This is a genomic window from Methylocella tundrae (assembly GCF_038024855.1).
Taxonomy (GTDB): Bacteria; Pseudomonadota; Alphaproteobacteria; order Rhizobiales; family Beijerinckiaceae; genus Methylocapsa; species Methylocapsa tundrae.
Window position 1 is genome coordinate 152,740 of sequence record NZ_CP139087.1, and the last position, 22,232, is coordinate 174,971.

16 protein-coding genes and 3 pseudogenes are annotated in these 22,232 nt (G+C 62.3%); 8 read left to right on the forward strand and 11 right to left on the reverse strand.

Translation table 11 applies throughout. The annotated features are described in order from the left end of the window. Nucleotides 1-31: 31 nt before the first annotated feature. Together SIN04_RS00785 and SIN04_RS00790 are read right to left on the reverse strand one after the other, a co-directional pair. Entirely contained in the window at nucleotides 32-1,027 is a 996-nt protein-coding gene (locus SIN04_RS00785; RefSeq protein ID WP_134493489.1) for an alpha/beta hydrolase, read from the reverse strand. An 11-nt stretch (nucleotides 1,028-1,038) separates the two neighbouring features. After that, nucleotides 1,039-1,932 carry an MBL fold metallo-hydrolase gene (locus tag SIN04_RS00790; protein WP_134493490.1) on the reverse strand — a complete coding sequence of 298 codons (894 nt, stop codon included), beginning with the start codon at nucleotides 1,930-1,932 and terminating at the stop codon, nucleotides 1,039-1,041. 266 nt (nucleotides 1,933-2,198) lie between these two features. Here SIN04_RS00790 and SIN04_RS00795 point away from each other — a divergent pair, with 266 nt between their 5' ends. Beyond that, nucleotides 2,199-2,873 (forward strand): glutathione S-transferase family protein, encoded by a 675-nt coding sequence (locus SIN04_RS00795; RefSeq protein WP_134493520.1) that lies wholly within the window; start codon nucleotides 2,199-2,201, stop codon nucleotides 2,871-2,873. Between the two features lie 183 nt (nucleotides 2,874-3,056). Here the strand turns inward: SIN04_RS00795 and SIN04_RS00800 are convergent, their stop codons facing one another. Together SIN04_RS00800 and SIN04_RS00805 are read right to left on the reverse strand one after the other, a co-directional pair. After that, the gene (locus SIN04_RS00800) at nucleotides 3,057-3,497 is read right to left on the reverse strand and encodes a hypothetical protein (RefSeq protein ID WP_134493491.1); all 441 of its coding nucleotides are present in this window, start codon (nucleotides 3,495-3,497) and stop codon (nucleotides 3,057-3,059) included. A 201-nt stretch (nucleotides 3,498-3,698) separates the two neighbouring features. Continuing rightward, the gene (locus SIN04_RS00805) at nucleotides 3,699-3,914 is read right to left on the reverse strand and encodes a GIY-YIG nuclease family protein (protein ID WP_134493492.1); all 216 of its coding nucleotides are present in this window, start codon (nucleotides 3,912-3,914) and stop codon (nucleotides 3,699-3,701) included. A 155-nt stretch (nucleotides 3,915-4,069) separates the two neighbouring features. Here SIN04_RS00805 and SIN04_RS00810 point away from each other — a divergent pair, with 155 nt between their 5' ends. Continuing rightward, a complete protein-coding gene (locus SIN04_RS00810) occupies nucleotides 4,070-5,629 on the forward strand; it encodes an ISL3 family transposase (RefSeq protein WP_322843383.1) in 1,560 nt (519 codons plus the stop codon). 79 nt (nucleotides 5,630-5,708) lie between these two features. Here SIN04_RS00810 and istB read toward each other — a convergent pair whose 3' ends face one another. From istB to SIN04_RS00830, 4 genes and pseudogenes are all read right to left on the reverse strand, one after another. Beyond that, nucleotides 5,709-6,488 carry an IS21-like element helper ATPase IstB gene (istB, locus tag SIN04_RS00815; protein WP_134493493.1) on the reverse strand — a complete coding sequence of 260 codons (780 nt, stop codon included), beginning with the start codon at nucleotides 6,486-6,488 and terminating at the stop codon, nucleotides 5,709-5,711. Continuing rightward, nucleotides 6,478-7,653 (reverse strand): annotated as a pseudogene (gene istA / locus SIN04_RS00820) (IS21 family transposase); the annotation flags it as partial. The gene istB and the pseudogene istA, both read right to left, overlap by 11 nt. Then, nucleotides 7,650-8,384 (reverse strand): annotated as a pseudogene (locus SIN04_RS00825) (Y-family DNA polymerase); the annotation flags it as partial. The pseudogenes SIN04_RS00825 and istA, both read right to left, overlap by 4 nt. Continuing rightward, nucleotides 8,299-9,060: an ImuA family protein gene (locus tag SIN04_RS00830; RefSeq protein WP_322843384.1), complete on the reverse strand. Its 762-nt coding sequence runs from the start codon at nucleotides 9,058-9,060 to the stop codon at nucleotides 8,299-8,301. The pseudogene SIN04_RS00825 and the gene SIN04_RS00830, both read right to left, overlap by 86 nt. Before the next feature lie 187 nt (nucleotides 9,061-9,247). Here SIN04_RS00830 and SIN04_RS00835 point away from each other — a divergent pair. From SIN04_RS00835 to SIN04_RS00860, 6 genes and pseudogenes are all read left to right on the forward strand, one after another. Further along, nucleotides 9,248-10,765, forward strand: a pseudogene (locus tag SIN04_RS00835) (ATP-dependent helicase); the annotation flags it as partial. Between the two features lie 565 nt (nucleotides 10,766-11,330). After that, the gene (locus SIN04_RS00840; protein ID WP_134493496.1) at nucleotides 11,331-11,666 is read left to right on the forward strand and encodes a helix-turn-helix domain-containing protein; all 336 of its coding nucleotides are present in this window, start codon (nucleotides 11,331-11,333) and stop codon (nucleotides 11,664-11,666) included. Continuing rightward, nucleotides 11,659-12,906, forward strand: a complete 1,248-nt coding sequence (locus SIN04_RS00845) for a type II toxin-antitoxin system HipA family toxin (RefSeq protein WP_134493497.1) — start codon at nucleotides 11,659-11,661, stop codon at nucleotides 12,904-12,906. Before SIN04_RS00840 ends, SIN04_RS00845 begins: the two co-directional genes overlap by 8 nt. Beyond that, nucleotides 12,903-13,637 carry a hypothetical protein gene (locus tag SIN04_RS00850; protein WP_197732052.1) on the forward strand — a complete coding sequence of 245 codons (735 nt, stop codon included), beginning with the start codon at nucleotides 12,903-12,905 and terminating at the stop codon, nucleotides 13,635-13,637. The genes SIN04_RS00845 and SIN04_RS00850 overlap by 4 nt, the downstream gene beginning before the upstream one ends. A gap of 81 nt (nucleotides 13,638-13,718) precedes the next feature. After that, nucleotides 13,719-16,343 (forward strand): AAA family ATPase, encoded by a 2,625-nt coding sequence (locus SIN04_RS00855; RefSeq protein ID WP_134493498.1) that lies wholly within the window; start codon nucleotides 13,719-13,721, stop codon nucleotides 16,341-16,343. A 58-nt stretch (nucleotides 16,344-16,401) separates the two neighbouring features. Continuing rightward, entirely contained in the window at nucleotides 16,402-17,304 is a 903-nt protein-coding gene (locus SIN04_RS00860) for a hypothetical protein (RefSeq protein WP_134493499.1), read from the forward strand. Nucleotides 17,305-17,406: 102 nt separating this feature from the next. On the opposite strand, the gene SIN04_RS00865 is transcribed toward SIN04_RS00860, so the two are convergent. Genes SIN04_RS00865 through SIN04_RS00875 form a run of 3 tightly spaced genes read right to left on the reverse strand, consistent with a single transcriptional unit; the run spans nucleotide 17,407 to nucleotide 22,232 of the window. Next, nucleotides 17,407-17,844 carry a hypothetical protein gene (locus tag SIN04_RS00865; RefSeq protein WP_322843385.1) on the reverse strand — a complete coding sequence of 146 codons (438 nt, stop codon included), beginning with the start codon at nucleotides 17,842-17,844 and terminating at the stop codon, nucleotides 17,407-17,409. A gap of 3 nt (nucleotides 17,845-17,847) precedes the next feature. Continuing rightward, nucleotides 17,848-18,399, reverse strand: coding sequence for a hypothetical protein (locus SIN04_RS00870; protein ID WP_134493501.1), 552 nt, complete (start codon nucleotides 18,397-18,399; stop codon nucleotides 17,848-17,850). A 47-nt stretch (nucleotides 18,400-18,446) separates the two neighbouring features. After that, nucleotides 18,447-22,232, reverse strand: a complete 3,786-nt coding sequence (locus SIN04_RS00875; RefSeq protein WP_322843386.1) for an AAA family ATPase — start codon at nucleotides 22,230-22,232, stop codon at nucleotides 18,447-18,449.

Here is a 22,232-nt window from a genome sequence, read left to right on the forward strand (position 1 = left end):
GGAGAGAATGACCGATCGATTCGACCCGCAATTATTCGGGCCGATAGTCCTCGAGCAGGAAATCGGTGATGGCGCGAAACGCCTGCAGTCGGTTCCTTTCAAGTAGGGCCATATGCGTCGCCTCGCCGATCTCCGTCCAGCGGCGATAAGGCGCCGATTGAAGCTCGCGGAAATAGGCGAGCGCGAGTTCTATTGGCACATCGATGTCCCATTCACCGTGCAGCAACAGAACCGGGACGACGATAGTCGATGGCTGATAGTACGGCTTACCGGCTCGCCAATATTTACGGATATCCTCGATCGGGCCGTTTGTCGCACGCAACCGGTCCGGAGTCCTTTCCTGGGCCCAGGGATCCTCGGCGAGAGTCGCGCGCGCCCACTGTCCGAACCAACCGTCCGGGATGATGCTCTCACGCGCATGTTCGGGTGCTGTCCCCAGCCATCGCGGCAGAGTCTCAAGGACGGGAACCAGGCGGTACGAAGCGAGTTCGCCCCCCGTGTCGAGCGGGATCGGCTTGTCGCTCAACCACTGCGGCGCCAGCAGGGCAAGTTTGCGTACTTTCGCCGGATTGGCGGCGGCGTAGGCCCCCGCGACCGTACCGCCCCAAGACATCGCGAAGAGATTCGCTCGATCCAATCCACGATGCTTAAGAACAAAATCCACCGCGGTGGAGAAATCGGACACGCCCGTGTCGGTGCCAATCAGCGGAGGATTCAGCCGCTCGTCTTCCTCCATGGCTCGCGGGCGACTGGAAAGCCCGTAACCCCGCACGTCGACCGCGAAGACGTCGTAGCCCTGAGCCGCGAGGTAATCCATGAACGAGAAACCGCCCAGGCGCACGTCGTAGAGGCTGCCAGACGAATAGGTGGCGCCATGCACCATGACGATCGTCCGCTCGGCGGAGAACTGCGTCATCGATCGCGGGTGCTTGTTGCGGAGGTAAAGGAGGATGCCCGGCGTACCGGCCGCTATGCGGTGCTCTTCAAAGACGATCTGACCAAGATCGGGGCGATCTGACGATGTCATGACGATCCTCCTTATACGTAGCGCCAGGTGAACCGGTCCCCGTCCGCTGCGACAAAGCCGGCGGAAGACCCAGGAAAATGGGAAGATAGGTAGAGCGCGCGCGTCTCGGCGGCGCGCTTGAGCAGCCTCTGGCGCGAGTCCAGAGCGTCAGCAGCGAATTCACAAAAGACACTGTTCACGTCGGGGCGCGCCAACTGCAGCGCAGTATGCAGGACGTCGCCCGCAAAAATGGCGGTCTCGCCGCCGGAGGTAAGTCCGATCGACATATGGCCGATGCTGTGTCCGCGCGTCGGGATAAATTCGAAGATGTCGAGGTACTTGCCGCCCTCGGGGGCAATGAAGTCTACAAGGCCCGCTTCGATCACGGGTAGGACGCTATCCTCGTACACGCCAAGGCTCGGACGGTTGGCCTCGTTGTGGCTGGTCGGGCTGGAATAATAGTCACGCTCGGCCTTCGGAAAGACGTAACGCGCATTGGGAAACGTGGGAATCCATTTGCCGTTGATCAGACGAGTGTTCCATCCGGAATGGTCGACATGAAGGTGGGTATTGAAGACGAAGTCTACAGCCTCCGGATCGACTCCGGCTTGATCCAGACGTTCTAGATATGGCAAGTTTTGGCGGTGAAAGAGCGGGTTGGTCGGCCGTTCTTTGTCGTTCCCGCTCCCGGTGTCGATCAGAATCAGATGCCGTGGCGTTCGCACCACCCAGGTATGCACGCTCAATACCAGCGCATCTCGAGATGGTTCGAGATCGCTTGCTGTGAGTGTTGGCTGAACGGCCGCAAACTCCTTCGGCGTCATTCCGGGATAGAGAAACGAGGGAGGAATAGCGTGAAGAAGCTGCTCCTCGACCTTCACCAGTGACGCATCGCCGATTTGGAATACTGGCCTAGATCCACCCATCGAAACCTCTTGTAGCGCAAGGACAGGTCGTCATCTGACCGTCGCCTAAAACTTAGGGACGGCTGGAAAGGCCCACAAACCAGCGATGGAAATAGGTCCTATCGGTGAGATCGATTGGTGAATTGCGTATTGGACGGGCAGGATCGAATTCTAACGAGGTGGCCATGCCGGGTTCGCTGAGGGATCTTGGATGACCAGGGCCCGCCGAAACCGCGCCACTAGTCCCGATTCGCGCGCAGGCGCTGTAACAGAGAGACACCAAGATGCTGAAGCTGTATTATCATCCCACGCCGAATTCGACGAAGGTCGCGGTGCTCCTCGAGGAGCTTGAGTTGCCGTACGAAGTCGAGACCATCGATATCATGAAGGGCGAGCAGCACACTGCGGAGTTTCGGAAGATCAACCCGAACGCTAAGGTGCCGGCGATCGTTGGCGACGGCGTGACCGTCTTCGACTCTCACGCAATCCTGCTCTACCTTGCCGAGAAGCATCACAAGTATCTGCCGCAGGAGATAGCGGCCCGCGCGGCGACCTTCTCTTGGCTTGAATTCGTTGCTACCGGCCTGTCACCGTTTTCCGGTCAGGCGGCCCATTTTCTGCACTATGCATCGGATGAGTTTCCCTACGCGAAGAACCGCTACGTCAGAGAAGTCGAGCGACACTACCGCGTTCTTGATGAGCGCTTGGGTGGGTCGAAGTTTCTCGCCGGAGGCGAATACACCATCGCGGATATCGCTCTTTTCGGCTGGGCGGCCTCCGCAGGCTTCATCTTCGGCGAGAAAGGCCTCGGCGATTATCCTAATGTGGCGCGGTTCGTGGAAGAGATGAACGTCCGGCCCGCCGTCGTGCGCGCCTTGGAGCTCAAGGCAAAACACACATTCAAGTCCGAACTCGATGAGCAGGCCAAGCGCGCGATGTTTCCGCAGAACTTTGCCGCATAAGCCACCAGCAAGTTGGTAAGTCGACTCACATGGGCAACCAGATCACGAAAGGCTCAGAACTGATCGTTTCTTTCACCGAAAGGCTGCGGATTAGGTCGCTCTACCTGCAGCCGGTTTAGCTCCTGACAAAGGACCGTGGCGTTTTGGCATCCTAGTTTGGCTCACCCGGACGGTGTGACGGTTTCAGCCCCGCGCTAAGCCATGTCCGGCTGGTTCAAGCGCGGCCATTCCGGTGAAGCGGACGAACGCCGTGACGCTGACGGCGATCGCGCCGATGACGGCGAAGATCGTCTGCCAGGTTGGTGAAGGCATCGCCATCTGCGCAATTCCGTGCGTCGCGCTATAACCGGCGACGGTTGCGGGCGCGACGTAGAGCAGGATGATCAGGAGTCGAAGCCACGCCCACGGCACGAAGGCGAGCGCGAGCTGGCCAATGCCAAATGTCAGGCCGCCCGCGACGAGGCCCACGGCGATTCCACCGAGCACGCCGGCCCCGGTGTGGAGTGCCCATATGCCGATCGTCAGACCGACGAAGAATGGCAGCGCGAAGACAGCAAGGGTGAACAGCAGCCAGCAGAAGAAGCCGATGCCGAGGATGACGAGCCGAGGTCCAAAGATGATCATGGCGGCGAACTCCGTGAGATAAAGGTCTGACGGTCATGCCCTCCACCACCACCACGGCGCGAGCGAAAGTGTAACCGAAAGGCGCCTTCGCCGGGAGCGGAAATCGCGCGGGAGTTCTGGCACGCGAGCGCGGCGAAGATAGATCCCGCAGTCATCGAAAGGGATCGACTTCGTGAACAACGACGGCAGATTGCCTACGCATTATACGGCCGACGCCTGAAGCCGCGATTGCCAGAGGGCCTGGCGCTTCTTGAGCTCGTCGTCGCGTTCGAGTTCGGGGAAATCTTCCCGAAGCCGTTCAAGCTCCTCGAACCGGAACACAGACCCGCCATGCTGATTCCATGCGGCCTGAAGTGCGGCATGGGGACTCTTTCCCAGGCCGAGCTCAAACCAAATCCTGTTCTTCTGGGTGTCCACGCGCAGACTTGATCCGACCCATGCCTCGCCCGTCGCCGCACAGATTGTTGATTTCCGCTTCGAATTGACCCGGGATTTTCATCGAGAATTGGCTCTGACTCATATTTGCTGCGGTTCGCCGGGACGCTCTTGCTGATTCGTCGGAGGAGCTGTGAATGGGTCAGCAATTTCAACGCGCCAGCCTGGCGCCAGATGGCTTTGCAGTTGATGGTGTCACGGTGGAAGGCGCCCGGCTCCAGATCCGGTTGCGGTCCCTTCGGCCGTTTGGTCATTGTCCAGATTGCGGTCGAAGAAGCCGCCGGATTCAGAGTCGGTATTTGCGCCGCCCCGCCGACCTTCCCCTTGGCGGCCGCCAAGTCGAACTGATGGTTATTGCGCGACGGTTCTGGTGCGACGCGGTTTTGTGCGGTCGGCGCATCTTTTGCGAACGATTTGAGACTGGCGTCCTTTCCCCATACGGCCGGCGCACCGGAAGGCTTGAGACTATCGTCCATCATCTCGGTCTGGCCTTGGGTGGCAGACCTGCGGCGGCTTTCGCCCTTCGCTTGATGATGCCCGTCAGCAACGACACGCTTCTGCGTGTCGTGCGTCGCCGCAGCACCCAGACCGATGGCGCCGAGCTTACGGTCATCGGCATTGACGACTTCGCGTTTCGTCGAGGACAGACCTATGGAACGATCGTCTGCGATCTTGAGCGCCGTCGCCCCGTGATCTTGTTGCCAGATCGGGCGCTGGACACCTCTCGGGCGTGGCTGGCTGAGCGGCCTTCAATACTTACGGTCGCCCGGGACCGGGGCGGCGGTTACGGCGAGGCCATCGCCAAAGCCCTGCCGCACGCTGAACAAGTCGCGGATCGTTGGCATCTCCTGGAAAACTCGAGCCGAGCCTTTCTCGATGCGGTTGGCAAATCCATGCGGCAGATCAGAAAGGCCATCGGCAGCAGCGTCATAGATCCCAAGCTTCTCACCTGTGCTGAGCGCCTCCAGTACCAGGGATATCTGCGTCGGCAAGAGACAAATGAGGCCATTCTGAAAATGTCGAAGCAAGGCGCCCCAATCAGGCAAATCGTGAGGGAGACGGGACACAGCCGCAAGCTTGTTCGCGACGTCCTGCGCGGCCAGCGGACGGATGTCTTCCGGACAAAGCCCAGTTCGCTGGATAGCTGGTCGCCCTGGCTGAATGAGCGCTGGGAGAAAGGGGAGCGCAATGCGCTGGCGCTTTGGCGCGAAATGCGTGTGGCGGGCTTTTCCGGGCGAAGCGGCGTGGTGTCACAATGGGCGCAACGCAGACGCCTTGCGGAAAAGGCAGGTCAAAACGCGCTGGCGCGAACGCCGTCAGCTCGGATCATCGCCCGTCTAATGACGTCGGCACGTGACGACCTGACAAAGTCTGAAGCCATTCTGGTGGCGGCCATTGAAGGAAATGTCCAGGATCTGGTTGTTGCTCGCGAGGCCATCATGGAGTTCCAATCCATGATCCGATCAAAGGCGGCCGCCAAGCTGGACGCGTGGCTCGAAGCTGGGAAGGGAACCCTTGTCGGATCTTTCGCCAATGGTGTCGAGAAAGATCTGGCCGCCGTCCGAAATGCGATCATCTCGCCCTGGTCCAATGGACAGACGGAGGGGCAGATCACTCGTCTGAAACTCATCAAACGCCAGATGTACGGGCGCGCCAAAATCGATCTGCTTCAGGCGCGACTGATCGGCGCGGGGTAGCTGATCGCCTTCAGCAAAAATGCGTCAGAGCCGAGAATTGACCCGGGTGGATGATGTGTCCCGCGTTGCGGGCGGTGGGTCAAGCAGCGGATTTTTCCTTTCGTGTTTTGGGAGCTGCGGCGCTTGCCTTGAACCGGAAGCTGTCGTTGCCTGTCTCAAGGATGTGGCAATGGTGGGTTAGCCGGTCGAGCAGTGCGGTGGTCATCTTGGCGTCGCCGAACACCCCGGCCCACTCGCTGAAGCTGAGATTGGTGGTGATGACGACGCTGGTGCGCTCGTAAAGTTTGCTGAGCAGGTGGAACAGGAGGGCGCCGCCTGACGGGCTGAACGGCAGATAGCCGAGCTCGTCGAGGATGATGAGGTCGAGACGCAGCAGGCGTTCGGCCAACTGGCCTGCCTTGTTCATGGCCTTTTCCTGCTCGAGCGCATTGACGAGGTCGACCGTGGCGAAGAAGCGGACCTTTTTGCGGTGATGTTCGGCGGCCTGGACGCCAAGGGCGGTGGCTATGTGAGATTTGCCTGTTCCGGGCCCGCCGATCAGCACGACATTGTCGCCGCCGTCCATAAACTCGCCGCGATGCAGTTGCCGGACCAGAGCTTCGTTCACCTCGCTGGCGGTGAAGTCGAAGCCGGCCAGGTCCTTGTAGGCCGGGAACCGGGCCGACTTGATCTGATAGGCAATGGACCTGACCTCGCGCTCGGCCATTTCCGCCTTGAGCAACTGGGCGAGCATCGGCACGGCGGCCTCGAAGGCCGGGGCTCCTTGCTCGATCAGGTCGCTCACGGCCTGCGCCATGCCATACATCTTGAGGCCGCGCAGCATGACCACGACGGCGGCGCTGGCGGGATCATGACGCATGGCGTAGCCTCCTGTCACGAAGGGCGTCATAGCGCTCGACATTGGCAAGCGGCTCCCGCTTCAGGCCCAGAGCCTGGGGCGCGTCGATCGGGGATGCCGGAGGCGACTTGCCGTCGGTCAGCCGGTGCAACAGATTGAGAACATGGGTCTTGGTGGCGACGCCAGCCTCGATCGCCAGTTCGACCGCGCAGAGCACGGCCTGCTCATCATGGCATAGAACCAGGGCCAGGATCTCGGCCATTTCCCTGTCCCCGCCGGGACGCTTGAGGAGCTGGCTCTGCAACTGCCTGAAGGCTTCCAGCAGTTCGGTAAAGGGGGCGCCATTACGCAGGGCGCCGGGCTTGCGCTGGATCACCGCCAGATAGTGACGCCAGTCATAGGCCGTCCGCCCCGGCTGATGATGGGATCGATCGATGATCCGCGGGTGTTCGCACAGGATTTGCCCTTCAGCGGCCACCACGATCCGTTCCGGGTAGATGCGCAAACTGACGGGCCGATTGGCGAAGGAGGCCGGCACACTGTAGCGATTGCGTTCGAAGTTCACGAGGCATGTCGGCGATACGCGCTTGGTATGTTCCACGAAGCCATCGAAGGGGCGCCCCAGCGGCATCATGCGCCCGACTTCCTCGGCATGCACATCGGCGATCGCGCCGGGCAGGATGCCGTGCTGGATCTGTCCCCATTGCTCGATGCAGCGTTCCTCGAGCCAGGCGTTCAGCGCCTCCAGATCGGGGAAGCTGGGCATCGGCTGCCATAGCCGGCGCCTTGCATCCTGCACGTTCTTCTCGACTTGCCCCTTCTCCCAGCCAGAGGCCGGATTGCAAAAATCCGTCTCGAACAGATAATGGCTGGCCATGGCGGCGAACCGGGCATTGACCTGCCGGGCCTTGCCCGACCCGATGCGATCGACCGCGGTCTTCATATTATCGAATATCCCGCGCTGGGGAACGCCGCCCAGCACCCGGAATGCCTGGGCCAGCGCGTCGAACAGCATCTCGTGGGTCTGAAGCAAATAGGCCCGTACGATAAACGCCCGGCTGTGCGACAGTTTGGTATGGGCAACCTGCAGCTTGGTTCGCTCGCCGGCGACAATGGCCCAGTCCTCGCTCCAATCGAACTGAAACGCTTCGCCAGGCTGGAAGACCAGTGGCACGAATGTTCCTCGATAAGCTCCGGCGGCCGCGCTGGATCGATCGGCTCGCTGAGCCGTCCCAAGGCCTGATCAAGGCGGCGGCCGAGTTCGGGACCAAAGCGCAGGGCGAGCGGGGCCCGGGGTTTTGCCGCCAATTCCCCAATTGCCTCAAAACCGAGGACGCGAAGGCCGTCCACGATATGCTTCGGCAGGCGGAGGGCGGCGATCGGCAGATCGAGGATCGCCCTGGCGCTCTCGCCCGGCGCGACGACGAGGATTGGACGCGCGGAAAAACGCGCCAGCGCATGAGCGGCGCCCCAGCTGTCGGCGAGCGCGGCGCGGGCGGCGACGCCAGAAGCTTCGATCCGCGCGACCATATCCCTCGCCATGGCGTCTTCGCCGCCAAAGAGATGCGCCGCGCCGAAAACGTCGATGACGATGCCGTCCGGCGGGTCGGCGGCGGCGATCGGCGCATAGCGTTTGAGCGCCCAAAGGGCGAGGCGCTCGAGCGCTTCGGCGTCGGCGGCGGGATCGGCGTCCTTGACGATGAGGCCTCGCGCCAGCGCCTGCGCCTTGGTCACGGGCATGCCGATATAGAGGCCCGCGGCTCCAGCGGCTCTGTCCGCGGCCAGAACCACGCGCCGTCGCCCTTCCCTGCCGATGAGCACGAGCGGCGGCTCAGCCGGCGGCGCGGCGGCGCCCAATAGTCTTCTGATCCGATCCGTGGGCCAGGTCGGCAGGAATATGGAGACGACCCTTGCCATCGCAGGCCTCCACTTCAAAATCGGCGCTCTCGCCGGCGCGACAGCGGATCAATTCGAGCCGCCACCTTGCGCGTCCGACGCCCGGGACCGGCAAAGCGGTTGAAGGAAGCCCGCTGACGCGCCAGCGCGTGACGGAGGCTGTCGGTTGCCCGAAATCGGCGGCCTCGGCGTGTCGCCGCCAGCGCCGGATGGCGATGCCGATGGCGCCGGAGGCCTCGGCCGCGAGCTCCAGCCGGCGCGAGGCGGTCATCGAGAGGCGCGCGACATCGGCGACGACGCCGCCAAGCCCGCCGTGACGCAGGCCCTCCTCGAAGCAAGCGAGAACCGACTTCTCGTCGCCGGCCTCGACATAGATCACGCGACCCGGCGCCAGCCCCGCTTGCGCGAGCGCCGGGGCGAACAAATCCTGGCGCGTGACGCACCACAGGATTTTTCCGCGTATCCGGGCCACGATCCCGGCTGAGAACAGCGCCGCCGCGGCGCCGTCGATCGCGCCATTGCCGCCGCCCGCGACCTCATGCAGCGCGCCGAGCGCCAGCCCGCCGCCCGGCAGACGCCCGTCGATCTCCTTGATCCCGAAGGGCAGCACCGCGCGACGGCGCGCCGGTCCGCCTTCGAGGCGCTGAATGCGCTCGCGAAGCTCGGCGACGACTGGATTGGCGGCGGTTTCATTCACAGGACAAAAGGCCTCCGGCGGTCTTCCCAATGGGTTTTCGCGGTGATATGTTCCCTATACGTTCTTAACGAGCCATGCGAGTCAATCGGCCGCATCAATCTTCATTGCCGCGGACCCGGAAGATCGAATGGCGAAAATCAAGGATCGCCGCCTGATCGCGTCAAAATAACAGCAAGATAGCGGGGCATTGGTGAGCGCGGCGCATCTGGAGAAATTGAATAGCGAACAGCGCCGCGCCGTCGAGCATGGGATTGGCCGCGCCGATGGCGCCATCGGCGGTCCGCTGCTGATCATCGCGGGGGCCGGTTCCGGCAAGACGAACACGCTGGCGCATCGCGTCGCCCATCTGATCGTCAACGGCGCCGATCCGCGGCGCATCCTCTTGATGACCTTTTCGCGCCGGGCGGCGGCCGAAATGAGCCGGCGCGTCGAGCGCATCTGCGGCGCGGCGCTGGGCGGCGGGGCCGGCGCCGTCACTGACGCGCTCGCCTGGGCGGGGACGTTTCATGGGATCGGCGCAAGGCTGCTGCGCGATTACGCCGAACAGATCGGGCTCGACCCGGGTTTCACGATCCACGATCGCGAAGACAGCGCCGACCTATTGAACCTCGTCCGGCACGAACTTGGCTTCTCAAAGATGGAGAGCCGGTTTCCGACCAAAGGGACCTGTCTCGCGATCTACTCCCGCGCCGTCAACGCGGAATTGCCGCTCGACGACGTGCTGCGCGATTTCTATCCGTGGTGCGCCGGATGGAGCGTGCAATTGCGCGAGCTGTTCGCGGCCTATGTCGAGGCCAAGCAGACGCAGAACGTTCTCGACTACGACGATCTCCTGCTCTACTGGGCGCAGACCGTCAGCGATCCGCTGCTCGCCGGCGATATCGGCGGCCGGTTCGATCATGTGCTGGTCGATGAATATCAGGACACCAACCGCCTGCAGTCCTCGATCCTGAAGGCGCTGAAACCCGGCGGCGAGGGCCTCACGGTCGTCGGCGACGACGCGCAATCGATCTATTCTTTCCGCGCGGCGTCCGTGCGCAACATTCTCGATTTTCCGACTACGTTCAGCCCGCCGGCCGAAATCATCACGCTCGATCGCAATTATCGCTCGACCCAGCCGATCCTCGCCGCCGCCAATGGCGTCATCGATCTTGCTTCCGAACGCTTCACCAAGAACCTCTGGACCGAGCGTCAGTCGGGCGATCGCCCCCGCCTCGTCAGCGTCCGCGACGAGGCCGACCAGGCGCGCTACGTGGTCGAAAGAATTCTGGAGAACCGCGAGGGCGGCGCGGCGCTGAAGCAGCAGGCTGTCCTGTTCCGCGCCTCCCATCACAGCGGCCCGCTCGAGGTCGAACTGACCCGCCGCAACATTCCTTTCGTCAAATTCGGCGGGCTTAAATTCCTCGACAGCGCCCATGTCAAGGACATGCTGGCGATGCTGCGCTTCGCGCAAAACCCGCGCGACCGGGTCGCCGGCTTTCGCCTCATGCAGCTGCTGCCGGGCGTCGGGCCGACTTCGGCGCAGCGTGCGCTCGACTTGATGGCGGATCGGCCGGATCCATTTTCCGCGCTTTCCGCCATGCCGGCGCCGCCGCGCGCCGGCGCCGACTGGATGAGTTTCACGGAGACCCTGCTGCGGCTTGGCGCCGGCGAGGACGGATGGCCGGCGGAGATCGCGCAGGCCCGCCGCTGGTACGAACCCCACTCGATTGTTTAAACAGCCTATAACCAATTGAAATCACTCGTAAATTTAATCTGACGACGCGCGAACTCCGGCAATGAGGCCGTCAAAAAGTTACGCTTTTGATTTTAAAGGGAAAATCGCCGTAGAATTTATTTTGAGGTTTCGCCAACTATCGGGACCAGTCGGACGATTTTTGCACCCTGCGGCGTCCGGCGGCGCGCCCGACTCCGTCTCGAAAAGTACCCTCACCGATCCATACCACGCTTACGAAGTGGGTGCCATTGGGTCGGGGGCATGCCTTGCACCAACATTCGGTGGCTCGATCCCGCCGGCTTCGAACTCGCGCGCTCCGACGACATTCTCGGAGAGTTTCCAACCCGATGGAAACCGCGGTTCATCGCACGTTCCCCGTAGCCTCGCGGCAATACGCGGGCGGCAATCGGTGCGCCAAGAGCTATACCGTCACGGCCACCATATAGGCCCCCTCCCTCTGGAGGTCGGCCTCTCGACACCGCCGCCCCGAGGGCTGGAGTTCTTGTAAGCTTCGTGCTACATATTTCGTCGATCCGTAGCGCGAAGATATCAAATGCCCACTCCACACCACCCTCCTGCCGCCGTGCGCCGCACCCTACGCAAGCTCGGCGCGGACATCCACGACGCCCGGCGTCGGCGGCGGCTGCCGATGGCGGTGGTGGCGGAGCGCGCCTTTACGTCCCGCTCGACCCTGCAAAAGATCGAAGCCGGCGACACCAATGTCAGCATCGGCATCTACGCCGCTGTCCTTCAGGCGCTCGGCTTGCTCGAGGGCCTGAGCCAGGTCGCCGACATCAGCAACGACAGCGTCGGACAGGCGCTGGCAAGCGCCGATCTGCCCAAGCACGTCCACCTCAAACGAACAGCCGGATCGTCCAACGATGGCTGACTTCGAGATCCATATCGAGCTGGATGGCCGCACACGGCCGGTCGGGCTGGCGAGAAGCAATCGGGTCCGAGGCACGGAAACCGTGCTCTTCGAATATGCCGCCGGATGGCTCGACGACCCCGAACGCTTCTCTCTTGAGCCCGCTCTTACCCTGACCCGAGGTGCCTTCGCCCCTCCTACGGGGCAGGCCACCTTCGGCTCCATCGGTGACTCCGCGCCCGACACGTGGGGCCGCCGCCTGATGCAACGAGCCGAACGACGTCTCGCCGAACGCGAAGGCCGCGCCGTCCGCACTCTGGCGGAGAGCGATTATCTGCTCGGCGTCGCAGACGAGACACGTCTTGGCGCGCTCCGATTCCGCTGGGTGGGCGAAGAGGCATTCCAGGCGCCGATCCGCGCTGGTGTTCCCGCCCTGATCGAACTCGGCCGCCTGCTCCAGATCACCGAGCGGATTCTCCGGGACGAAGAAACGGACGAGGATCTCCAACTGATCTTTGCGCCGGGATCGTCCCTCGGCGGCGCACGGCCCAAGGCATCGGTCATCGATCAGCATGGGCACCTCTCCATCGCCAAGTTTCCGAAGGAGACCGACGACTATAGTATGGAAACCTGGGAGGAGATCGCCCTGCGGCTGGCCGCGCGTGCCGGCATCGCGACCCCCTATCATGAGCTGCTGCAGGTCGCCGGGAAGGCGGTGTTGCTCTCGCGGCGCTTCGACAGAGCCGGAGCCATTCGGATCCCATTTCTCTCCGCTATGGCGATGACAGGATCGAAGGATGGCGAACGCGGCAGCTACCCGGAAATCGTCGACGCGCTCGTGCAGCACGGCGCGCAAGGCAAGACCGACGCGCATGCTCTCTATCGGCGTGTCGTCTTCAACGTCCTGATCTCGAATGTTGACGACCACCTCCGCAACCACGGCTTCCTGTGGCTCGGCAAGACAGGGTGGTTGCTTTCCCCCGCCTATGACCTCAACCCCGTGCCGACCGATCTCAAAGCGCGGGTGCTCACGACGAACATCGACCTCGACGAGGGCACCTGCTCGATCGATCTGCTGGAAGCGGCTTCGGAGTTTTTCGGGCTCGCACTGCCGCAGGCACGCACGATCATCAGAGAGGTCGCGACGGTCACGGCGACCTGGCGCGACACTGCCAAGGTGGTCGGCGCCCGATCAGCGGAGATTAACCGCATGGCCAGCGCCTTCGAGCACGACGATCTCAAGCGGGCGTTGGCGCTATGACGAGAAGCTTCCTTCACAGTTTCGAGCCGGCAACCGCGAGCCCCGTCGCCGGCCCAACAGTTGACCTGGACGTCTCGGACATCGAGGACGCCGGTATTCGGGAGGTGCTTCAGACGCCGGGCGCCGCATATGGCGCGTGGTCCATTCTGGATGCGCTGCTGACGCCAACCGGCACGGGCACACCCTTCATCTTCAGGGAGCCCCTCGGACAGGCGCGCGAAGTCAAAGTCGCTCTCTCCGGCCTGTTCGGGCGCTTCGTCGCTCGCGCCAATCTCGAGCGCTACTTCAATCTTTCGATCTTCGCCCACCTCGGCAGCCGGACAATCGATCTGGATCGCCGAAGGCAGGTCAAGATCCAACGCCTTTCCCGAGGCGACCTGCCCGACTGGATCGCCCGCGCCAGAGCGCTTGTCGATACAGCCCCGGTAAGAGACATGGAGAAGGCCAGCGCCATGGGCGGGCTGGTGGGTGGGATCGTTACCCGCGCTGGCCCGATCACCGACGCAGCCGTCAACCCCGCCGATCAGGAGACGCTCTCCCGACTCAATCTCCGCCCCGTCTTTGTAGGAGTCGAGCGTGATCGCATTCGCGCGGCCATCGACGCCGAGGCTCAAGCGGTGCGCAGCCGTCTCGCCGATACGGCAAGTCCCGACGAGTTTGCCCGGCCCGATCGCGCCGGCGGCTGGATCATCCCGCTCGGTGAGGAGCGACGCATCATTGGCGGCACCTGAAAGGGAGGCCGCAGGAAATAAGCATCAAGGGGAAACGGCCCGCCGCAACAGGCGCGGCAATATCTGGGGAGGCACAAGAATATGGGAGCACAGGATAGCGACCTTTCGAACGAGACGGCGGCGCTGGCCGATATCCTTAAATGGTCGGCCGACCTGCCGGCCTGGCAACGCGACGCATTGCGCCGGCTTTGCGGTCAGACCAAGTTGGAACCTGCCGACATCACGGCCCTCGTCGCTATCTGCAAAGCCACCGACCAGGCCGCCCCGCTCGACGCCAGCCACATCCGCGACCCGGCCGCAAGCCACGCGGTCGTAAGCCTCGGCGCTCTCCACGGCCTATCGAACGTCAACGCCCTCGCGCCAGGCGAGCGCCTGTCCTTCGGCAAGACCGGCCTCACCGTCATCTACGGCGACAACGGTGCCGGCAAATCCGGCTACGCCCGCGTTCTGAAGCAACTCTGCCGCGCCCGCTCACCGAAGGGCGACGCGATCCTGCCCAACATCTACGCGGCCACAGGCGGCACGCCGACCGCAAGTGTCGACTTCTTCATCGGCGGACAGAAGCGAAACACGTCCTGGACCCAAGGCGGCGCAACCGACCCGATGCTGTCGGCCGTCAGCGTCTTCGACTCGCGCACGGCTAATGTCCATGTCGAGAACACCAACGATCTCGCTTACACCCCCCTTCCGTTGCGCATTCTCGCCGGTCTCGCGCAGGCTTGCCAGGAGGTGAAGGCGAAGTTGACCGCTGACGCCCAGGCGCTCGAGCGGCAGACGCCCGTCGTCCTGGCGAAGCCAGAATGCAAGCCGGATACGGCGGTCGGCAAACTGATCTCCTCGCTATCCGGCAAGACCAAGCCGGAGACCGTTGAGACGCTGGCGGGGCTGAATGCGCAGCAAGAGGCTCGACTCCAGACCCTCACCTCCGATCTCGCCAGCGACCCCGCTCGAACCGTTCGCCAACTCCAGGCGCAGGAAGCCCGCATTAAGACGATAATCGAACAGCTTGAGCGGCTGATCACGGCCGCCACCGAGGAAAACCGGACCGCACTGGACAAGGCGCATACGCGCGTCGTAACCGCGCGTGCTGCCGCAGCCGCCGCCTCCGCCGATCTCTTCGCCGACGAGCCCTTGCCCGAAATCGGCTCGGATGTCTGGAAGGCACTGTGGGAGGCCGCCCGCGTATATTCCCGCGAGTCCGCTTATCCCGAACAACCATTTCCGGTCACGGGATCCACTTCCCATTGCGTGCTCTGTCAGCAGCCGCTCAGTGAGGAAGCCGCCAAGCGGCTCAGCAGCTTCGAAGCCTTCGTACAGGACGAGAGCAAGCGCCGCGGACAGGAAGCCGCGGACGCGTATGATGAGATGCTGGAGCAACTGTCGTCGCAAGCGTTCCAGATGAAGAATCTCCCGGCATTCGTCGCGCTGATACGCGACGATATCGGCCAGGAGGAATTGGCGAACGCCCTTCGTCGCGAGACCCTGCACCTGGCCTGGCGGCTGCGTGCGATCCTGCGAACCCACGGCCAAGAGATCCTGCCGGATCTCCCGCCTGCTGCTACGGTGTCCTTCGATGGGCTGCGTACCGTGTTGAGCGGCATCGCCACTCGCGTCGAAGGCTTGCAATCGGAGGCTGACTCTCCGCAACGCGCCGCGCTTATTGCCGAGCGCGACGGCCTGGCCGATCGCAAATGGCTCGGCCTCGTGAAGGCCGACGTACTCGCCCAGATCGAGCGTCTCAAGGCCATCGAAGCGCTTGAGAAAGCGAGCAAGGACACGGCCACGAACAAGATCACGACCCAGAGCGCTCGCATCGCCCAGGCTCTCGTCACCAACCGCCTTCGCGGCCGCTTCGCGATCGAGGTGGACAAGCTCGGCGTCGCTGGTTTGGCGATCGAGCTTCAGCAGGCCAAGACCACCGCCGGCGTACCCTTCTTCCAGGTGCGGCTAATCAACAAGCCGAGCGAGCCTGTCGGCAAGGTGCTGAGCGAAGGCGAGCATCGCTGCGTCGCGCTCGCCGCTTTCCTCGCCGAACTGTCGACCATCGACGCGCAGTCAGCGATCGTGTTCGACGATCCGGTTTCCTCGCTCGACCATTTGCATCGCGACAGGGTCGCAGCCCGACTGGCCGAGGCCGGCCAGTCGCGCCAGGTGATCGTGTTCACCCACGACATGGCGTTTCTGCTTCTCCTCGATGAAGCGTGCCGGGCGACCAAGGACCGGGAGGCAACGTTTGTTGCCTTCCGTTTGATCAGCCGCGGCACCGAGAATGCCGGCTATTGCCACCAGGATCCGCCTGCGAACGTCATGCCGCTCGACAAGGTGATCGACGGGATGAAGGCGCACCTCGCCAACGTGAAGATCCACAACGAGCGCGGCGATCAGACGAAATGGCTGCGGGAAGTGACATCCTTCCAGGACCAGCTTCGCACCACTTGGGAGCGGGCCGTTGAAGAGGTCATTGGGCCGGTCATCCGTCGTTTGTCGCGCAAGGTCGACACGACGGGCCTGATCAAGCTCACGATTCTCACGGAGGCCGATTGCACCGCGATGCGGGAAGCGTTCGGCCGTTGTTCGGCACTGCTCCACAGTCAGCCCGGAGAAATCAATCCCCTCCTGCCTGCGCCGTCGGTGATCGAAAGTGAGATCGACGCGCTGGCGAAGTGGATCGCCGACATCCGGACCCGCCAGGAACAGGCCGCATGATGTTCATCTATCAGACCCTAGTACATTGCCAGGCCGACTGCGTTGACGGTGGGTGGTCATGATCCACGACCTATTTCTTCGCCGTTACCCGCAGCAAATCTATTGGGCCGACCGACCGAGCCCAGAAATCAACAACCTCTTCGTGCAAGTCGCACACATCATCTTCGGCGATCTTGTGGAGCCTCTGCGCTTGGATGCTGACCTCTTCAAGCGCGCGCACGACGCGCTTGCGCGCGAGATGGGCCGCGGGCGCCTCTACGACGCGCCGTCCTGGGATGCCGTCTGCGGTGAATTCCTGACCGAGGCCTATGATCTATGGAAGGATCGTCACGGGACCGCAGACATCTTCCTGAAAATGCGTCTGAGCCTGGTCGAGTTGCTGTTTCGCTCCGCAGAAGAGCGAGCCCGAGAGCTCAGTCCAACCGAGCCAGACGCGGTGCGTGCCGTCGCGCGTGCCGTGGATGAGCTGAACAGTCGCTTGCGGCAAGCCCGCATGGATCTGCACTATCACAACGGCCTGCTGCAATTCGCACGCGACGAGCTGACCGAAACGCGGACAGCAGAGCCATGCTGGGCGGTCTTGCGGGAAGCGAAGTGGTCAAACGTAGATCGCGAATTGAAAGACGCAATCGAACATGCCGACAGCCAGCGTCTCGACGCGGCCTTCCATGCAGCAAAGGCGCTTGAAAGCACCATCAAAATCATATCCGACGACAAAGGCTGGTCGACTGGCCGGGAGCGTGGTGCCGCCAACTACATAGACAATCTGGTCAGCCAGCAAAACGGACGCTTCCTAGAACCCTGGGAGGGCGACATGCTGAGGGCCTTCTTCGTCCACGTGCGGAACCCGCACGGTCATGGAGCGGGGAGCCAGCCACCGCCTGCCTTGACGTCCCATCAAACAGCCTGGGCCATTGAGACGGCGATGGCGTGGATCAAGAATCTGGTCCGCCGCTCCTGATCATATCAACGCGGACCATTGGCTTTTTTCACCCGATCGCAAAAATCGTAGTTTCGCCATCTCTCGGCAAGCACCCCAACATGCCGGATTTGTCCGGGCACGCTACCTCGCGGTCATGAGTCGACAGGCGAGCTCCTGGTCGCCCCAACGCGTCGCGAAAGTGTCGGAAACCTCGAACCAGCTGCCGTCATTCCCGGCACCGTGATTGAGGCCCATGCAGGAACATTGGCACTCATGCCCGATCGCGTTCTGACACGCGGGGGAGCATTTCTCCTGCTCGCGGTAAGGCTGAATAACGTAGACCTTGCCGTACTTGGCCAACGCCCGCTCGACGAAATCGTTGAACCAAGCTTTCGGCAATTCCCAGTATTTCTTGTCGTCAATCCAGACCGGGGACGTTCGCCTGCCATTCTGAAGCCACTGGCGGTTCGTTTCCGCGAAGGGGAGACGAACACGCAAGCGCTGCCCTTTTCCCGTCCGACGCAGTACGACCGGTATCCGCTCCTGCCCCCAGACATACTTCAGCGTCAGTTTGTCCATGCTCTATCGAATTTGCTTAACCGACCGCATGACGCTCTCGGCGGTCATTAAGCTGAGCCCCATGTCGAGGCACAGTTTGAAGAACTCCTCCGGAGCATCTGTCTTTTCCAGACGGTATTGACGTGTGAGATCCCGGGCGAACTTACCGATCGGCACGATGTCACTAGAGGATACCCACTGCGGATTGCCGACTTTCTCCTCAAACGCGGTAATTACGGCGTCAGGGAGTTCGGCGCCGAAAAGAAAATAGCGAAAATGGGGGAGGAAATGCGGGTGTGTATAGATTTCAGCGCCTTTGCAGCCATTTCTCTCGAATAGGCCTTTGCGCGACGCTTTAATCCTTCCCTGGTGATATCGGGGGTCATTCCAGTAGTTCAGCCTTTCTTGGGGAACCGCAGACCTGTCGCTCAGAGACTGGAGCAAGGCGAGGATCGGTTGCGCGTTGGCTTTATAAGCTGCGTGGCCTTCATCATGATTGCGATGAGAGTCCCTGAGATCGATCTTCGCGAGTGTCCCTGCCTCGCTCTCCGTCAGCTTGATATGATACTTCTCCATCTATCCACTCTTCCGATCTGAACGCTCTGAAGCAGCTTCGCCTAACACTATTGCGCGGTGCTCATGGTAGGCCATGTCGCTTCCATGCCATCGGAAACTTTAATCTCCGATCGCCCACCGCCACGCTTTTCTACGCGAACCTGCACGGCGATCCGCTCGATCATGGCGGCCACATGCGTGATGACGCCAACCTTCTGACCCCTGCCCTGTAAGGTCTCCAGCGCATCTACTGCCAAGTCGAGCGTCTCCGCATCGAGCGATCCAAAGCCTTCATCGATGAACAGTGTGTCGACAAAGGACGATCGGCCTTCGAGACCCGACAAAGCCAGCGCAAGCGCAAGCGAGACCAGGAAACGTTCACCGCCTGATAGGCTTCGGGTCCCACGGACCTCGTCGCCCATGTCGCGATCGATGATATGCAGCGTAAGATCGGACGCGCCCCCCCGCGCGAGCCGATAGCGAGGGGTCAATGCATGAAGGTGGTCATTCGCCAGTTGCACCATGTGGTCGAGGGTAATGCCCTGCACAAAGCGACGGAAACGATCACCGCTGGCCGAGCCTACAGCATCGTCGACTGCCTGCCAGATTGCGAGTTCGGCTCTCGCAGCGTCGATTTCCGTAGATAGGCTTGTCGCCGCGCGGCGCGCCTCGTCGTCTCGCGCAAGCGCAGCGGACAGCACACCTATACGCTGTTGCAAGTCGCCGATTTCAGCCGCCAGCGCGGCAATAACCGCGGTCAACGCCTCGGCATCGGTGGTCTCGTCGAACCCTTCCAACGCTCGGTGTAAGTCATTCTGGCGCAGAACGACCGCAGCGCCGGCATCGTTCACACTCCGATCGATCTCCTGAAGTCGGATCCGCAACGCTCTGCTCAACGCTGGGTCGGTTTCCATCAGAGCGGCGACCTGATCCGACGAGCGGGCAACATCCAGGCAGGCCGCGTTGAATGTCTCTTCGGCTGAAGCGTTACGGCCGTTGGCCGTCTCCAATCCGGCGGCAGCCTCGTCGTAACGAGCCGCCGCCGCCTGGAATGCTGCATCGTTGGCTGATTTCGCCTCGCGCGCACAAGCGAACGCCTCACGGGCGGTTCGGCAAGCCTCGTTGATCCGTGCGCGGTGGGTGGCTGTCACCTCGCCACCGAGGAGTTCCGCTCTGGCGCGCGCTTTTTCTCCCTCGGCCATACGCCGTTGATCGAGAAGAAGTGCGGTGGCCGTCACCTGCGCCCGCGCGTGCTCCAGCGAAGCGCCTGCCGCCGCACGCTCCGGCGCCAGACGCCGGAGTGTCATTTCAAGCTCACCAACCTGCTCGCGCAGAGCGCTATATTCAGTCGCGACCGCTGACAGCGTAACGCTAACACTGGAAGGATCGACATCGAGGGCTTCAACGGTCAGACCTGCCGCAGCAAGAAACGGCGTGATTTCACGGCCGATGGAGGTGAGGCGCTCAGCGAGGGCCGCCGCCTGGACCGTGTACTCAGTCACCTTCAGTTGCGCAGCGTGGAAATCAGAACGTTTTTGATCAATGGACCGCGTGATTGTCTCGACAGCCTCTCCGCGCGCGTCGTGCTCCCGCTGCAGACCGTCGATCTCCGTCCGAAGACGCCGAGCGTCTGCGAGTGGAGACGCAATGGCCATCCGTTGCGCGACTGCGACAGAGATGAGCGCCGCCAGCTCCGCCCCCGCTCGGTCATTGAGACCTGGAGGTACACTCCCCTCGATCTCAGCCTTCGTGCAGAGATCGTTTAACGACGGCCACTGTTCGCCATAAGCGCTGTTGGCAGCCAGAACTTGTCCGCGCGCCACATCGATTCCGCGATTTGTCTCCGCCTGGCGCGCCTCTCCAGCGGAGAGCGCGCGCGTTGCAGCGTCCAAACGCTGGCCCGTCGCGGTCAACACGGTATCAAGTTCTTCGCGCCGGCGGCGAAGCCTAGCAGCTATTTCGTTCAGCGCGCTGGGATGTGCAAGATGGGGATGGTCGGTGCTGCCGCACACCGGACAGGCCAAATTTGTGGCCAGCAGGCTGCGCAGATGAATGGCCTCAGATGATACCGCCTCGTCGGCGAGCTCTGCGATTGGAACAATTTCTGCGCGCGCGGTCCGATCGCGGAGCTGGTCCGCTTCGACTTCAACGATTTGGCTTTTCGCCGTGCTTACTTCCTGCGCCGCCAGCGTGTGTTCCGATTCCCGTCGTGTTAGATCTGTCGATGCCCGAGTATGCTGGTCGCAGACGGTACTTGCCTCGCGTAGAGCCTCGAGCGCGCGCTGCAGATCGATGTCTCGTTTGTGGAGCGTTGCCTCGTCGATGCCGGCGAGACCGACTCTACGATCACCGATTTCACGACTTAGGCCATCCTTTCGCTCGCGATCCTCGGTGACCTTTCCCAACAGCGCGGTTATTTCACTTTGCAATCGCGTATCTGTTTCTTCCGCTCCAACGGCCGCCACCGTGGCTGCAGCGTGCTCCTGTTGAAAAACTCCCCGCTTCGCCAACAAGTCCATCGCATCGCTAAGACGATCAGCAAGAATAATGCGATCCGATTGTCTGTTTAATTGCTCCGCGGTGGTGCGGTACGATTCTGATGTCTGACCGAGAGTCTGATCAATCGTTGCCAGCGCATCGGCTTTGTCGCGCAGTGTCGCTTCCGCTTGCTGCGATTTTTCCATCGCATCATTGAACTCTGTCCGAGCTGCCGCCAACTCAGTATCGAGCCTTTCGGCTTCGCTCCAAAGGGGACCGAATTTCTTGAGGACGTCTTCTGCCGCTACGCTGGCGGTTGCCGCGTCCGCCAGTTGCGTTGCAGACGCCGTGTCCAGCGTCCGCGCTTCTTCGCGAGCAACAAGCAAACTGTCGAGACGGGACTTGGCCTCCGCTGCCGTTCGCCGTGCATTTTGCAAATCAACCGCTAGCGGACGAAGCGGCTCGACCAGATCGAATTCGGCAAGAGACCGATACTCATCAGCGGCGGCCTCGCGTGTCGCGCGCGCCGCGACCCCCTGGGCCTCAGCCAGTGCGAGGTCGCTGTGAGCGGCGGCCACGCGCTTGAAATGATCCAACCGCCCGGTGTGTTGATCGCGCTCCGCGCCTTTTTGAGCAACGATTGAAACAAGCTGATTTTGCTCGTTCAGCAGCGCCTGCCTGGCTTCGTCATCAAGCAGTCCGATGTCGTTTCGGCGCTGCTCCAATTGCTCTACAATTCTTCGTCGTGCCTCCGTGCCATCATGAACGCGGATCGAGATCGCTGCGTAGATTTCGGTGCCTGTGATCTTCTCGAGCAATTCCGCACGCTCGCTCTCTGCGGCGAGCAGGAAGGCGTCGAACTCGCCCTGTGCGAGGAGCACCGTTCGCCGGAACTGATCGAATGTGAGATCGGTTCTCGCCTCCACGGCCTCGCGGACCAGAGTCTTGCCAGTCGCCACGGCGCCGCCGTCGTCAAGTCGATACAGCGCGCGCTGCTCATTCTGAAGCCGCCCATTTGCCCGACCCCGCGCGCGATTGGCCTCCCAGCGGACGCGGTAGCGCTCGCCATCCTGCCCGACAAAATCCACCTCGGCATATCCGCCGCCGGCGCCTCGGCGCAGGATTGCCCGACCATCATGAATCGAAATCGCTTCTCCGCTGGGGTCGGGCGTATTTTCCCGACGGTTGACGGAGACGCGCGGATATTCGCCATAGAGCGCGAGGCACAACGCATCGAGGATGGTGGATTTCCCAGCGCCGGTCTCGCCTGTGATAGCGAAAAGGCCGGAACCAGCAAGAGGCCCTGCCGCAAGATCAATCTCGAACGGAGCCGCAAGACTTGCCAAATGTTCGCCGCGGATAGCCAAAATGCGCAT

Bases quoted from the DNA above. Each gene is read 5' to 3' on its own strand.
- SIN04_RS00790 (WP_134493490.1), bottom strand. From the start codon at position 1,932: ATGGGTGGATCTAGGCCAGTATTCCAAATCGGCGATGCGTCACTGGTG.
- SIN04_RS00860 (WP_134493499.1), top strand. From the start codon at position 16,402: ATGATCCACGACCTATTTCTTCGCCGTTACCCGCAGCAAATCTATTGG.
- SIN04_RS00850 (WP_197732052.1), top strand. From the start codon at position 12,903: ATGACGAGAAGCTTCCTTCACAGTTTCGAGCCGGCAACCGCGAGCCCC.
- SIN04_RS00810 (WP_322843383.1), top strand. From the start codon at position 4,070: ATGGGTCAGCAATTTCAACGCGCCAGCCTGGCGCCAGATGGCTTTGCA.
- SIN04_RS00840 (WP_134493496.1), top strand. From the start codon at position 11,331: ATGCCCACTCCACACCACCCTCCTGCCGCCGTGCGCCGCACCCTACGC.
- SIN04_RS00870 (WP_134493501.1), bottom strand. From the start codon at position 18,399: ATGGAGAAGTATCATATCAAGCTGACGGAGAGCGAGGCAGGGACACTC.
- SIN04_RS00785 (WP_134493489.1), bottom strand. From the start codon at position 1,027: ATGACATCGTCAGATCGCCCCGATCTTGGTCAGATCGTCTTTGAAGAG.
- SIN04_RS00875 (WP_322843386.1), bottom strand. From the start codon at position 22,232: ATGCGCATTTTGGCTATCCGCGGCGAACATTTGGCAAGTCTTGCGGCT.
- SIN04_RS00845 (WP_134493497.1), top strand. From the start codon at position 11,659: ATGGCTGACTTCGAGATCCATATCGAGCTGGATGGCCGCACACGGCCG.
- SIN04_RS00855 (WP_134493498.1), top strand. From the start codon at position 13,719: ATGGGAGCACAGGATAGCGACCTTTCGAACGAGACGGCGGCGCTGGCC.
- SIN04_RS00800 (WP_134493491.1), bottom strand. From the start codon at position 3,497: ATGATCATCTTTGGACCTCGGCTCGTCATCCTCGGCATCGGCTTCTTC.
- SIN04_RS00865 (WP_322843385.1), bottom strand. From the start codon at position 17,844: ATGGACAAACTGACGCTGAAGTATGTCTGGGGGCAGGAGCGGATACCG.
- istB (WP_134493493.1), bottom strand. From the start codon at position 6,488: ATGCGTCATGATCCCGCCAGCGCCGCCGTCGTGGTCATGCTGCGCGGC.